The organism is uncultured Caldilinea sp. (genome assembly GCF_937128415.1).
GTDB lineage: Bacteria > Chloroflexota > Anaerolineae > Caldilineales > Caldilineaceae > Caldilinea.
In genome coordinates, this window is record NZ_CAKZMJ010000066.1 from 140,286 (window position 1) to 153,812 (window position 13,527).

The following is a 13,527-nucleotide window of genomic DNA, read 5'->3' on the forward strand; positions in this document are numbered from 1 at the left end:
CGCTTGACGCTATGAGCATGCGAACAATGTGCAGGCGAACCGTTGGGATGTTCGGCGCAGTGGGTCTGGCGCTGGCGCTATGCGCCTGCATTCTCCAGAGCGTTCGCGCCATGCAGCCTGGACAGGGTGATGCACTCCTCTTCGACGACGGACTTGATCCCGCCTTTCAGAGCTGGTCATTTGACGCCGCAGTGGACTTCGCTGCGTCGTCTCCGACCTATGGCGGCAGCGCTCGTGCAATTGCAGTGACCTATCAACCCGGCAACTGGGGAGCGCTGTGGCTGGTGCGACCCGGCGGCGATATCGACCTGTCCGGCTACGCGGCCCTCCGCTTCGCCGTTCACGGCGGCGCAACCGGCGGTCAGGCAATCCGCGTGCAGGCCGGATCCGGCGTCAACTATCCGGCCGCCAACGAGGTCTTGCTGAACCATTACCTGCCCGGCGGGCCGGTCGCCAACGAGTGGCGCGTCGTCACGATCCCTCTCTCCGATTTGAATCTGGCGGGCGGCTCGCTGGGGTCAATCGCATTGCAAAGCTCGGTCGACAGTGGACAGCTGACCTTCTATCTCGACGATCTGCGCCTGGTGGCGGGTCAAACGCCCTCCCCACCAGCCTCTGGGGTCTCCGCTACGATCCGCATTCAGGCCGCTGGAATCATCACGCCGGTCGATGGTCGTATGCTGGGGTCGAACCTGCCCGCCTGGCTGGGGCGCGGTCGATTCGAGGACGAAGTTTTTCGCCGCCGCACGGTTGCCGCGGGCGTCAAGCTGCTGCGCATGCCGGGCGGCAGTTGGAGCAACGCCTACGGCTGGCTGAGCTGCGAGATGGGCGCAGATCAGCCCGGTGCAGAGCCTTGTTACTGGCCCTGGGCTGCGCGTCCCACCGATTTCATCAACTTTTTGCGCGCCACCGGCGCCGAGGGATTGTGGGTGGTCAACCCCAACGGTACCTCCAAAGAGGCCGCTGCATTGGTCGCTTTCTTCAACGGCGCCATCGACGATGAGCGAGAGATCGGCGTCGACCTCCGCGGCACGGACTGGTATACGGTGGGCCACTGGGCGCAACTGCGCGCAGCGCACGGCAACCCAGACCCGGTTGGCGTCAAGCTATGGGAATTCGGCAACGAGGTCTATGGAGGGAAACCCTCCGCGGGCGGCTCCCTCTGCCAGAGTTGGGGATGGGAAGACGTCTGGACGTGCGATGGAACGGAATATGTGCTCGGCAAAGGAGCGGGGGCGACGCGACGAGAGGGCTACCTGGAATTCCGCGCGGCGATGCGCGCCGTCGATCCGACCATTCTGGTCGGCGCCGTCGGCTACGAGGCGCCCGGCGATCCTTCCAATCCTGACTGGTGGAACTACAACAACTGGGGCCTCAAAGTGATCTCGACGGCGGGCGCCTCGCTCGACTTTTATTCGATTCATCCCTATCCCTACTTCCAGCCGCCCGCCAACAACGCCGCCGGTCACGCCGAAATTCTGGCCAAGCCGCAGAGCCAATGGCGGACGATTCGGGCGGACCTGGACGCCGCTTTCGACGTCTTTGCAGACGGGCGACGCGCACCGATCGCTGTGACCGAATATAACCTGGTCTCGGTGCAAGACCAGGACAACGCCCAGTTGATGACGCGCGCGGTCAACGCTCTGTTCCTGGCCGACTCCATCGGGCAGGCGATTCAGCAGGGCTACACCCTGTTCAACCAGTGGGATCTCGCCAACGGCCGCGCCGGCAACGGCACCGAATATGGCCTGATGCACGAGGACAACGGCTTTTATCGAGCGCCGCAATATTATGCGTTCCCGCTGTGGGCGCGCTTTGGCGAGGCGATGTTGCCCGTGACGACGACGCTCGACGCCGCCTCCGAGCTCAGCGTCTACGCCGGCCGCATCGACGCCACAACCCTGTCAGCGCTCGCCATCAACAAAACGTCAGGTTGGATCACGGCCACCATTGCGGTGGAAGCGGGAAGCATTGAGGGCGGCCTCCTGTATGAAGTGCGGGCGGCCTCACCGGCGGCGCAAAGCGTCACCTACAACGGCGTCAGCGCCCCCTCCGACGCTCTGCTCGAGCCGCCGCAGTCGATCGACGCCGTAAACGGTGAACTCACCGTTGCGCTTGCGCCGTGGTCGATAACGCTCGTTCAACTGAAACTTCAGGAGAGTGCGCCGCCCGCCCCCACCCCGACTCCGACGCCTGGAGCGACGCAGCGCGTCTATTTGCCGACGGTGCGCCGCTGACAGGGCTTGTTGCATCAGCGGATGGGGCGACGCGTCCGCATGAACTCGCGCAAGTTGTCCCAGAGGATGTAGAGGGCCAGCGCCAGCACCGTCACGCCCACGATCCACCAGAAGAATTCATAGACCAGCACAAGCGCCGCGGCGATCGCAAGGGCGGTGGCGAAGCGGCTCACCGCGCGCGTGAAGGCGCCGCGCACGCCGGCCTCGATGAAGGTGAAGAGCGCCAGGATGGAAACAAGCCAGACGGGCAGAAAGCGCGGGTTGAAATAGAAGAGCACCACAAACGCCACCAGCAGCACGGTGACGCTGATGGCGGCCCAAAGCTCGGCGAAGCCGCTGGCCCGCGGCTGGTCTAACGCAGCGGGGGCATGGGCGCGGCGAAGGTGCGCCCGCAGCGGTTGCGCGCCGCCTGCAAGCAGTTGGTCTTCATGGCGGTCGAGATTTTCCAGCAAGGCGCCGGCTGCGGTGATTTCAGCCTGGAGCCTGGCGATCTCATCAGAAAGCGCCTTGATTTCTTGGAGCGTTTGTTGATGGAGCGCCCGCAGGTGAGGCTGATTGCGGATCGACGTCGCCTGGACATCGAGGCCGCGCAGCAACGCCGTCTTTTCCTCCACCTGAGTGCGCAACAACGTGCGACGGTCGACGATCTCCTGGCGCTGGCGGCGCACGATGGCAAGTCGCTCGCTGAGCGGCGGCACTTTATCCAGCCCCGCCCAACCGACCGGATCGTACCAGGCGCGGCGCACCGTGCCGTCACGGTTGAACATCGGCCCGGCCGGCGCGTCTTCCCCTGCAAAGGGGTCTTGAGTGTAAAGCCCCCATAAGCCTCGGTAGTTGCGCACCCAACCGACCGACTCGTCGATGCGCACCGGCTCATCCCAGGGCGCGTCCTGTCCCGGGCCGATCGCAAAGCCATCTCCGCGCGCATAGTCGACGAAGGGAATGGCGAGCACCGGTTCTTCGGGCGCGCCGGGAACGCCGTCGGCGCCCGGCTCGCGCATCAGTCGTTTCCACACCCGCTGCACCCGACGCAAAGAGCGCGTCACCGGCGCCAGTACATTCAGCTCGATTTTGGTCAGATACTCGCCGGGGCTGAAGTAGGCGGCGTGCGAGCCGGCGCCTGCGTAGATCACCGGATGATCGCCCACCTTCTGCACCTCCGGGTCCTGCCAGTGGCGGCGCAGGTCGTCGCCGGCGTAGTCGTGCGAAGCGTAGGCGATCCATTCCGGGCAGAGCCCCTGATCGGCGTTGCGGGCCAGGTAGATGCAAATCATTTCCCAGTCGGCTTCGTGATCGTTGGCGCCGGAAAAGCGCGTCCGCCAATTGTTATACAGATAGAAAAACCAGTATTGCAGCACGACCCAGCCGCGCTCTTCATACACGCGACCGTGATAGACGTGGCGCGGATCTTGCAGGAGCAGCGCGCGATAGCCGAGCGAGGCCGCCGCCGCTGCGTCGCCGGGCACGCGACCGCGCGCCAGCAACGCCACGCGGAAGAGCGCGTCCACCACGCGCGAGGTGTAGCCGACGCGCGCCAGCCGACCTTTGCCGACGCGGAATTCCTCCAGCGCGTGGTCCACCTCGCGGCGCTGGCGCAAGGCCTGCACCGCCATCTCCGCCGCGCTCAGAGGTTCGGTGAATTTCAGAAAACGAACAGCGCCATATTCGTCTTCGTAAGGCTCAGCCAGCGCTTCAGGGGTCAACGCACCCGCCGGGATCAGCTCCTGGGGAGGTTCGCCCGGCCGCTTGATCCAGAGGCTGCACATGCGAATGTACGCCTCCGCATCCATCGGAAAGAATTCCTCCCCGCGCGTAAAGCGGATGATCGGTTCATAACGGCGAAGCAGGGCGAGCTGTTGCGTTTCGTCCATCATGCAAATTTACGATTTGCGCGCAGGCTCGGCGTTCTGACCGAGCAACAGTTTTCCCTCCGGCGAGTTCATGAACACAATCGCCAGGATGGCGATGAGCATATGGAAATAAAGCCAGGGGCGATCCGTCAGAAGTTGCTCGCGGTCGGAGAGATAGACCTGCAGCCCCACCAGCAAGATCAGCGACTCGGCGATCATCGCCAGATGCCAGCCGACGCGCGGCCACAGCGCACAAACGAGTGCGCACAATAAGAGCATCACGCCGAAAGGAACCAGGACGAGCGCGCGCGTGATCTGCTGGAGCACCCTTTCGGGCGGTTCGTCGAGCGCCTCCACCAGCTCCCAATCGACGGAGGTGAAGAGATAGACAGCCACTCCCCAGAAGATTGCAGTCTGAAGCAGAAGAAGCGTAAGCGTAATCGCCAGCGACCAGCGATGCTGATGGCTGCTGCGCCGGATAAAACCAGGCAGAGGAATGTTCTGAGGAGCCGGTGCGTCGTTCATGGCCGAGAAAAGAAATAAAAATCTGCGCCCAGGTTTGCAGATCAAAGGGCGGAAGCGTGCTCGGTTGCAGACCGGCTATTGCTTCGTTCGGATTTCAACGAAGGTTGTCTGGCCTTCGCGCACGAAAAACTCGGCGCGCACCGCCTCGCCGTTGACGTTGCCCAACAAGACATAGTAGCCGGCCGGCACGTCGCCCAAAGCGCCGTTTTCCCCCCAGGTCGGGTTGGGGCCGATGTTCTCATTGTCGAGATAGGTCTCGATCACGCGTCCCCATACGGCGCGGCCATCTTCAAAGCGGGCGAGCGTCAGCCGTGCGCCGGGCCAGGAGCGACCGTCCGCCGTGATCAAACGCACGGCCACAACGCCCTCTCCAGGCGCCGGCCGCACCCACAGATAGGGATTGACGCTGTGTTGATAGGTGTTTTCGCCGACGCGCACCTCCAGATGCAGGTGCGGGCCGATGGCGATGCCGGTCATGCCGACTTCTCCCACAATGTCAGGCGGCTCGACATGTTGACCGACTTCCACCGTGACGCGACTCAGATGGCCGTACAGGACGAAGACATCCAATTCACCGCCCGCCACCGGCAGCCTGCGGTCAAGACGAATGACGACGGTGTTGCCGTAGAAATTTGGATAAGGCCCCATCGGAACCGGATCGTCGAGACCGGCGAAAACAACTGTGCCGGCCACGCCTGCCTGCACCGGCGTGCCCCAGCGGTTGGCGATGTCGATGCCGTGGTGAGGACGATACTGCCCTCCTGCAGTGGAGCCGAACTGATAGGAAGGGGCCGCCACCCGATTGTACTCCGTGTTGAGAAAGGGAGATTCGATCCAGAAATGGTCATTTTCCTCCGGAGGCCCAGGCTGAAAGGTGGACCAGTAGCGCGTGGGCGGCCCCTTGACCAGCGGAGGGATCAGCGGCGTGGGCGTCGGCGTCGGCGGCTCTGGCGTGACGCTCGGCTCCATGGCCTTCTGCTCGTCCTCGGGCGTCAGCACTGTGCCGTCAAGCAGCACAACCTGCACCTGCGGCGCCGGCGCGTCGCTCACCTCCTGCACGACCGGCGGAATTCTTACGTCAGAGAGGTCAATTCGGGGCTGTGAAGCCTGAAAAGAACGCATAGGGCCGACCGGCAAAAGCCCCATCAGGCCGATGCGACGTTCGCCGTTGGCGCCGGAATCCGGCGCGCGTTCGACGACAACCCCTGCGACGGTCAACGCCCGGCTGCGGTCAGGCGTCGGCGTGACGATGACGATTTGCGTCAACTCGCTGACGTCAGCCACCGCCAACGGCGTGGCGGCGGACGTCGGCGTAAAGGTTGGGCGCAGAGGTGGAGGCGCCTCACCCTCCTTCATCTCGAGGCTCGTCTCCGCTGCAAGTCCACCATTGCCCGCGCCGCCATATGACCACAGCAGCCCGACGCCGCCGAGGACAACGACGAGCGCAACGACGATGCGAACTGCACCGGGCGAGAGGCGAGATTTAGGCCTGACGACAGGCGGCGCTATCACGCGCGCTGCCCCGCGTTCGTGTGTTACAATGGGGCGAGGGGATTGAGCCGTTTGGCTTGACGGAGCGAATGAATCGACGTCAGGCTCGCCAGAGGAGCCGGAGGATTGAGCGAACACGAGCGAGACGAGAGATTGTCTGAACCTGACAATCCAGCGATTGAAACGCAAAGTGAGATCCTTCATCGCATTCATTTCGATATCTTCACCCTTTTCCCGTCGATGTTCGTCGGTCCGTTTGGCGAAAGCATCATCAAACGAGCCATCGAGCGGGGGTTGATATCGATTTGCCTCCACAACATCCGAGATTACACCACCGACCGCCACCACATCTGCGACGATACGCCTTACGGCGGCGGCGGCGGCATGATCATGAAGCCGGAGCCTGTGGTGCGCGCCGTCGAGACCGTTCTCGCACGTCCGGCCGGCTGGTCGCTTCCGCCTGAAGACGCCTACGTCAACCTGCCGGAGTGGAATCCGGAGGCGCCGGCGCCCTTGCCGCCGGACACGCCGATCATCTTGCTCACCCCGCAAGGACGGCTGCTCAATCAATCGCTTGTCGTCGAGCTAGCGCGCTATCGTCGACTGGCGCTCATCTGCGGCCGCTATGAGGGCGTCGATGAGCGCGTGCGCCAGATTGTCACCGACGAGATCAGCATCGGCGATTACGTCATCAGCGGCGGCGAGCTGGCGGCCATGGTCATCGTCGACGCCGTCACCCGCCTGACGCCCGGCGCACTCGGCTACGAGCTAGGCGCACATCAAGACAGCCATTCGCCCGGCCTCGGCGGCTTGCTGGAAGGCCCGCAATACACACGACCGCACACCTTCCGAGGCGAGAGCGTGCCATCGGTGCTGCTCAGCGGCCACCATGCCAACATCGAGCGCTGGCGACGAGAACAGGCGCTATTGCGCACGTTGCAGCGTCGCCCCGATCTCCTGGCAAAGGCGCCGCTGAGCGATGCGGATCTCGCCTTCCTGCGGCTGCATGGGTGGACGCCCTCGCCGCAGCGCGCTTCCCATCGCGAGCAAAGCAACAGCACCATTATAGAATGACGCATCTGTGCGCCCAAATCTTTTGCGCGGGCGCAAGAAAGATGTTGAATTTTTCAGGGCGTCGGTTTGGAGTGAGCAAGGGAATATGGTATATTGTGCAAGTTGCACTTGAGAATGGCTTCTGCAGGTGGAGGCGCTTGGAGTCAGCCCCGCCCGCATTCGTAAACGGACGAAGGATCGGAATTATGACGAACGCATTGATGGCCTCGCTTCAGCCGGAATTGAATCCCGATTTTCCAGACATCGCACCGGGCGACACGGTGCGCGTTCACCAAAGGATCGTAGAAGGTCGCAACGAACGCATCCAGGTGTTCCAGGGCGTAGTGATCGCCATGCGCGGCGGCAAGACGGCAGGCGCCACCTATACGGTGCGTCGCACAGGCGCCCACGGCGTCGGCGTCGAGCGCACCTTCCCGCTCTACAGCCAGACGGTGGAAAAGGTTGAAGTGCTGCGCAAGGCGCGCGTGCGGCGGGCGCAGCTTTATTACCTGCGCAATCGGCAGGGCAAGTCTGCTCGCCTGCGCGAAAAGCGCTTTGTCAAAGCCTGAGCGCCGAAACGATCGGCAAAACGTCAACGCGACAAAGCGTTCTTCTGAGGATCCTTCTCGAATTCATCGACCTCTGACTTGAGCCATCTTCCAGGGGGCTCGCAGCCTTCTGGAAGATGGCGGTGAACATTCCGCATTGACCTGAAACGAATTTGCGCTGAAATCATACATGGCTCTGCTTTCCGCTTTCAGAAGCTTTGAAGCATCCTGAAAGATCGTGTAAGACGACATGAGCGGCGTCAGCGAGCACAAACGCAATACACCGGACCTACAGGTTGAACAATCGCTTTGGGCGCGCGGTTTCCGGTGGGTGGCCGGCGTGGATGAAGCAGGTCGCGGCGCTTTGGCCGGCCCCGTCGTAGCCGCCGCCGTGCTGGTTACGCCTGAATGCGGCGCTTCCCCGCTGTGGTCGTCCGTGCGCGACAGCAAGCTGCTCTCGCCTGCACAGCGCATTCAACTTGCCGACGAAATTCGACGGGCTGCTGCGGCGTGGGCAATCGGAGAAGTGGACGCCGCCACGATCGACGCTATCGGCATTGCAGCCGCCACGCGCAGGGCGATGCAAGAGGCGATTGCAGCGCTTTCGCCCGCCGCAGATTATTTATTGCTCGACTGGGTGCGTCTTCCCCACATTGGTCTGCCTCAGCAGGCGGAGCCCAGGGCCGACCGCACGATGGCCTCGGTGGCGGCCGCCTCGATCCTGGCGAAAGTTCACCGCGATCGATTGATGCAGGAGTATGACCGGCGCTATCCAGAGTATCGGTTCGCCGTGCACAAGGGCTACGGCGTAGCTGCCCATTGCGCCGCCATCGAACGCTTTGGGCCATGCCCGATCCACCGTCGCACCTTTGCGCCGATCGCGCGGCGCGCCACGCTCTTCGACGCCGATGACGACGCATGACCCGCGCCGCCGACTCGGCCGCGTCGGCGAAGAGATGGCGACGCGCACATTGCAAGAGGCCGGCCTCACCATCCTCGAGCGCAACTGGCGTTGTCGGGCGGGCGAAGTGGATATTATTGCTCAGGAGCGCGCGCCCGACCTGGTGCACGGTGGAGAGATTCATGAATGGTTGGTGTTCGTGGAGGTGCGCACGCGTCGCGGCTTCGCCTACGGGGCGGCTTTGGAGTCAATCACGCCGCGCAAAGCGGCCAAGATGCGAGAGGTGGCGTATCATTACGTCCAGGAACGAGGGTGGAGCGGCCCTTGGCGCATCGATGTCGTCGGGGTGCAGATGGATGGGTCGGGGCGGCTCCTGAGCATCGAACACATTCGTCATGCCGTCCACGATGAGTGACCAAACCCGTCCTGAGGAACGCGCAGCGGTGGACGCCTCTGCGCCGATGGCAATGGATCGACCTCCGCTGATCGTTATTCTTGGCCCCACCGGCGTCGGCAAGACGGAACTGAGCCTGGAGCTGGGGCGCGCCTGCCAGGGCGAAGTGGTGAGCGCCGACAGCCGACAGATCTACCGTGGCATGGACATCGGCACCGCCAAGGCGACGCCGGACGAACGCGCCCTCATTCCCCATCACCTGATCGACATCCGCAACCCGGATGAGGTGTTGACCGTCGCCGAGTATCAAAAGCTGGCGTACGCCGCCATCGACGCCATCCATCGCCGCCGGCGCACGCCGTTGCTGGTGGGCGGCACAGCGCTGTACATCCGCGCCGTGGTGGAGGGGCTGCGCATTCCGGAGGCGCCGCCAGACCCTGCCTTGCGCGCTCGATTGGAGGAGCGACTTGCACAGGAGGGGGTGGCGTCGCTGTTCCAGGAGCTGGCGGCGCTCGATCCGGCGACGGCCGCCCGCATCGACGCGCGCAATCCGCGCCGCGTGCTGCGCGCCCTGGAAATTTTTCTGCTCACAGGGCGCTCTAAGGTGGAGTTGGAAGGCGCCGAGCCGCCGCCCTATCGCATTTTGATGGTCGGATTGACGCGGCCGCGCGCCTCCCTCCACGCGCGCATCGACCGTCGCGTCGACGCCATGCTGGCCGGCGGCTTGATCGAAGAGACGCAGCGCTTGCTTGAGCGCGGCTACGACCCTGCACTCCCTGCTATGACCAGTCTGGGCTATCGAGAGTGCATCGACTATCTCGCCGGCCGCTGTGATCTGGCCACGACCGCACAGCGCATCAAAATCGAAACGCATCGCTACGTGCGTCATCAAATGACCTGGTTTCGCAAACTGCGCAGCATCCACTGGTTTGACCTCGATCAAGTCGCCCAACAGGATATCCTTGCCTTTGTCCTCGCCTGGTTGCAAGGCTGAAGGATGCCGCATTGCGTCATTACGTTTTGTCCTTGTATTGCAAAGTAAAGTAAGCGAAGGTATAATAAAATGATGCGTTGAGCGTGCATGTTCGATCTACGCGTTGCGCGATGGTAGGGTGGATGTGGTTGAGAGGAGAAAAGATCTTGCTTCCCAGCGCTTCGGTCGAAACCAGTGCGACGACGCGTCGCAAGCGATCTCAAAACAGGAAAAAATCGACGCCTACGGGCAAGCCGACGCCGGCGGCGGGCGAGCCGGAGAATGGCGCCGTCGATCAGGGCGACCAGAGTGTGCAGGCTCGCGTCGATGTGACCGACGTCCTGCTTTCGACGGGAACCGACGATGGCAAACTTGGAGAAGTCGCCTTCAGTCCTGCAGTCGTAAATGGGAGTACACCCTCCGGCGCAATTTCAGCGCCGGAAACAGCCCAGCCGTTGCTGTGGCAGACGATCGAGCGGCTGAAGCCGCTGCCGACTGCGGACGGTCAGGATTTCATCGACTTTGATCCGGCGAAAATTTCGCCCGAAGAACGCCGCGCCATCGAATCGCTCTGGCAACACCTGCCCGAGAGCTTCAAGCCGGAAAGCCGCGAGCTGATTCTGCGCGCCTATGTCCTGGCCAGCTACGCCCACCGCGACATGCGCCGTGACAGCGGGGAGCCGTACATCACGCATCCTATTGCGGTCACCGAGATTTTGACCGAGCTGCGCATGGACCCGGAGGCGTTGGCTGCGGGCCTGCTCCACGACGTGGCCGAGGACACGGAGTTCGACATCGACTATCTGCGCACGCACTTCGGGCAGACGATCGCCAGGCTGGTGGATGGGGTCACCAAGCTGAAAAAGATCCAGGCGAAAAAGAGCGCCTCGGAGGCGCCGGCGAGCAACCAAAAGGCGGAGTCGCTGCGCAAAATGATGATGGCCAGCATCGAAGATTTGCGCGTGCTGATCATCAAACTGGCCGATCGCCTGCATAACATGCGCACCCTGGGCGGTCAGAAGGAGCACAAGCGACGACGCATCGCCCGCGAGACGCTGGACTACTACGCGCCCATCGCCAATCGCCTGGGCATCTGGCGGATTAAGTCGGAGCTGGAGGACCTCAGCTTCCGCTATCTCAATCCCACCAGCTACAAAGAGATCAAAAACGCCATCCAGCAAAAGGAAAGCGACCGCCAGAAACTGATCATCCGCATCAAGACGGAGCTGGAGCGAGCGCTGGCCGAAGCCGGTCTGCACGCCCAGGTCTACGGACGGCCGAAGCATATCTATTCCATCTATCGGAAGATGGAGCGCAAGGGCGTGGGCTTCGACCAGATCTACGATGTCCACGGCTTTCGCGTGATTGTGGACACCGTCGCCGAGTGCTACGCCGCCCTTGGCGTCATTCACACCATGTGGCATCCGATCCCGGGTGAATTCGACGACTACATCGCCAACCCGAAGAACAACATGTATCAGAGCCTGCACACCGCCGTACGCATCAAGAAGGATGGCCGACCGGTGGAAATTCAGATCCGCACCAAAGAGATGCACGAAAAGGCGGAGTTGGGAGTGGCGGCGCACTGGCAATACAAAGAGCAGTCGCATCACAGCAAAGATGTGCAGGACAAAATCAACTACTTGCGCAAGCTGATGTCGGAGCCGCTCGCCAGCAGCGACTCTGAAGAGTTCGTCGATGGCATGAAAACCGACGTCTTCAGCGATCGTGTGCTGGTGTTCACCCCCAACGCCGACATTGTGGAGCTGCCGGCGGGCTCGACGCCCATCGACTTCGCCTATTACATTCACACAGAGCTTGGCCATCGTTGCCGCGGCGCCAACGTCAACGGCAAGCTCGTGCCGCTGAATTACAAGCTGCGCAACGGCGACCAGGTCTCCATCATCACTGCCTCGCGCGGGGGGCCGAGCCGCGACTGGCTCAACCCTGACCTGGAGTTCGTCGCCACCCAGCGCGCCCGCGGCAAAATCCGCGCCTGGCTGCGCAAACAGAACCGCGAGGAGAACATCCTGCGCGGGCGTCAGGCGCTGGACAAGGAGCTGCGCCGGCTTTCGGTGGACATGCCCTACGAGGCGGTGGCGAAGCTCTTCCGCTATGAAAACATCGACGACTTTCTGGCGGCCATCGGCTACGGGGACATCAACTCACAGCAAATCGCCGCCAGAATCCTCGAGCATGAGCGTCGCGAGCAAGAGCGACTGGGCGAAAGCGATCATTTCTCCGTCCACACCGGCCCCAAGACTGCGGACGCCGACCGCAACATCGACGGGTTGCGCGTGCAGGGCGTCGAGGGGTTGCTGACGCATCTGGGCAGGTGCTGCAACCCGGTGCCAGGCGACCCTATCGTCGGCTATGTCACCAAAGGCCGCGGCGTCACGATTCACAGGCAGCGATGCCCGAACATCAACCGTCTGATCGGCGTGGACAAGGGGCGAATTATCGAGGTTTCCTGGTCCGGGCAGCCGGAGCCGAAGACATACCCGGTGAAAATTCACATCAGCGCCTACGATCGCTCCGGGCTGGTGCGCGATGTCGCCGCGCTCGTGGCGGATGAGCATGTCAACATGCGCAACATCGAGGCCGTGACCGGTCAGAAAGACAATTTGGCCGTGATCACAGCCACCCTGGAGATCAAAGATGTGGCGCAGCTGACGCGCATCATGACCAAAATTGAACAGTTGCCCAACATCAAAGAGGTGTACCGAAAAGTGAGCTGATCGCCCGGCGCCGGCGGTTAGTCAATCGTCCACGCAAAAGCGATAGCCCTTGCCGCGCACGGTGATCAGGCGCTTGGGGCTGGATGGATCGCTTTCAATATATTCGCGCAGCCAGCGCACGTGCACATCCAGGGTGCGCGTGTCGCCGAGAAAGTTGGTCTGCCAGATTTCTTGCATGATTTCGCTGCGCGAAACCACTTCGTTGCGCCGCGCCATGAGCAGGTTCAACAACGCGCATTGTTTGGGCGTCATGTGATGTTGTCCGCGTGGGGTCATGACAATGCGATTCTGCAGGTCAAGCGTCACCTCGCCCGCCTGCACCAACGCCCCGTTCTTTGCCCGGATCCACACTTCTTTTAACGCCCGCTGCAGCGCCTCCGGCCGCATCGGATAGGGAATCGCCTTTTCAAAGGTCACGGGCGCCTCTTCCAGTGAGGCATTGGCGACCGCAATCAAGCGCGTGGTGGGCCAGCGGTGGAGCAGCTGAGTGCAGAAAGTCATTCGCTGCGCCCTTTCGTCCAATTCCACCACGGCGATCGTCGGGGGCGACTGGCGACCGGCCTGCAGCGCCTTCTTCTGACTGGAGACAAGCGTCCACACCAAAAAGGGCGCGCCCGACTGCGCCAGACCGACCCGCACCTGATCGAGCGCGTTTTGCAGATCTCTTTGTTCAGACAAGGCCAATCGTCCACGCGCCAGATAAAGCGCGTGCACGCTTTCATTCATCGCCATCAAGATTCTATTTCCGTTGCACTCTGCGCTGTTGCGAGACGCAGACGCCACCGGCGGAGAAGCGCTGCATCTCAGGACATCTATT

11 protein-coding genes are annotated in these 13,527 nt (G+C 62.6%); 7 read left to right on the forward strand and 4 right to left on the reverse strand.

Annotated elements, in window-relative coordinates:
* Positions 1 to 11 precede the first annotated feature (11 nt).
* Positions 12 to 2,237, forward strand: a complete 2,226-nt coding sequence (locus Q0367_RS11410; protein ID WP_298982329.1) for a hypothetical protein — start codon at positions 12 to 14, stop codon at positions 2,235 to 2,237.
* 14 nt (positions 2,238 to 2,251) lie between these two features.
* Here the strand turns inward: Q0367_RS11410 and Q0367_RS11415 are convergent, their stop codons facing one another.
* The 3 genes from Q0367_RS11415 to Q0367_RS11425 form a co-directional block, all read right to left on the reverse strand.
* Positions 2,252 to 4,111 carry a hypothetical protein gene (locus Q0367_RS11415; RefSeq protein ID WP_297641196.1) on the reverse strand — a complete coding sequence of 620 codons (1,860 nt, stop codon included), beginning with the start codon at positions 4,109 to 4,111 and terminating at the stop codon, positions 2,252 to 2,254.
* A gap of 6 nt (positions 4,112 to 4,117) precedes the next feature.
* On the reverse strand, positions 4,118 to 4,612 hold the full coding sequence (locus tag Q0367_RS11420) for a hypothetical protein (protein ID WP_297641198.1): 495 nt from the start codon (positions 4,610 to 4,612) through the stop codon (positions 4,118 to 4,120).
* A 75-nt stretch (positions 4,613 to 4,687) separates the two neighbouring features.
* On the reverse strand, positions 4,688 to 6,124 hold the full coding sequence (locus Q0367_RS11425) for a M23 family metallopeptidase (protein ID WP_297635692.1): 1,437 nt from the start codon (positions 6,122 to 6,124) through the stop codon (positions 4,688 to 4,690).
* Between the two features lie 186 nt (positions 6,125 to 6,310).
* Between Q0367_RS11425 and trmD the strand changes: the two genes are divergently transcribed.
* From trmD to Q0367_RS11455, 6 genes are all read left to right on the forward strand, one after another.
* The gene (trmD, locus tag Q0367_RS11430; protein ID WP_363325858.1) at positions 6,311 to 7,177 is read left to right on the forward strand and encodes a tRNA (guanosine(37)-N1)-methyltransferase TrmD; all 867 of its coding nucleotides are present in this window, start codon (positions 6,311 to 6,313) and stop codon (positions 7,175 to 7,177) included.
* Positions 7,178 to 7,362: 185 nt separating this feature from the next.
* Complete coding sequence (gene rplS, locus Q0367_RS11435; protein ID WP_297635698.1) at positions 7,363 to 7,725, forward strand: 50S ribosomal protein L19; 363 nt, start codon at positions 7,363 to 7,365, stop codon at positions 7,723 to 7,725.
* A gap of 229 nt (positions 7,726 to 7,954) precedes the next feature.
* Positions 7,955 to 8,626, forward strand: a complete 672-nt coding sequence (locus Q0367_RS11440) for a ribonuclease HII (protein ID WP_297635701.1) — start codon at positions 7,955 to 7,957, stop codon at positions 8,624 to 8,626.
* Positions 8,613 to 9,020, forward strand: a complete 408-nt coding sequence (locus Q0367_RS11445) for a YraN family protein (RefSeq protein WP_297635705.1) — start codon at positions 8,613 to 8,615, stop codon at positions 9,018 to 9,020. Before Q0367_RS11440 ends, Q0367_RS11445 begins: the two co-directional genes overlap by 14 nt.
* A gap of 52 nt (positions 9,021 to 9,072) precedes the next feature.
* Complete coding sequence (gene miaA / locus Q0367_RS11450) at positions 9,073 to 9,993, forward strand: tRNA (adenosine(37)-N6)-dimethylallyltransferase MiaA (protein ID WP_363325859.1); 921 nt, start codon at positions 9,073 to 9,075, stop codon at positions 9,991 to 9,993.
* 146 nt (positions 9,994 to 10,139) lie between these two features.
* On the forward strand, positions 10,140 to 12,710 hold the full coding sequence (locus Q0367_RS11455) for a bifunctional (p)ppGpp synthetase/guanosine-3',5'-bis(diphosphate) 3'-pyrophosphohydrolase (RefSeq protein ID WP_297635711.1): 2,571 nt from the start codon (positions 10,140 to 10,142) through the stop codon (positions 12,708 to 12,710).
* A 21-nt stretch (positions 12,711 to 12,731) separates the two neighbouring features.
* On the opposite strand, the gene Q0367_RS11460 is transcribed toward Q0367_RS11455, so the two are convergent.
* Positions 12,732 to 13,442 carry a winged helix-turn-helix domain-containing protein gene (locus Q0367_RS11460; RefSeq protein WP_297635714.1) on the reverse strand — a complete coding sequence of 237 codons (711 nt, stop codon included), beginning with the start codon at positions 13,440 to 13,442 and terminating at the stop codon, positions 12,732 to 12,734.
* Between the last annotated feature and the right edge of the window lie 85 nt (positions 13,443 to 13,527).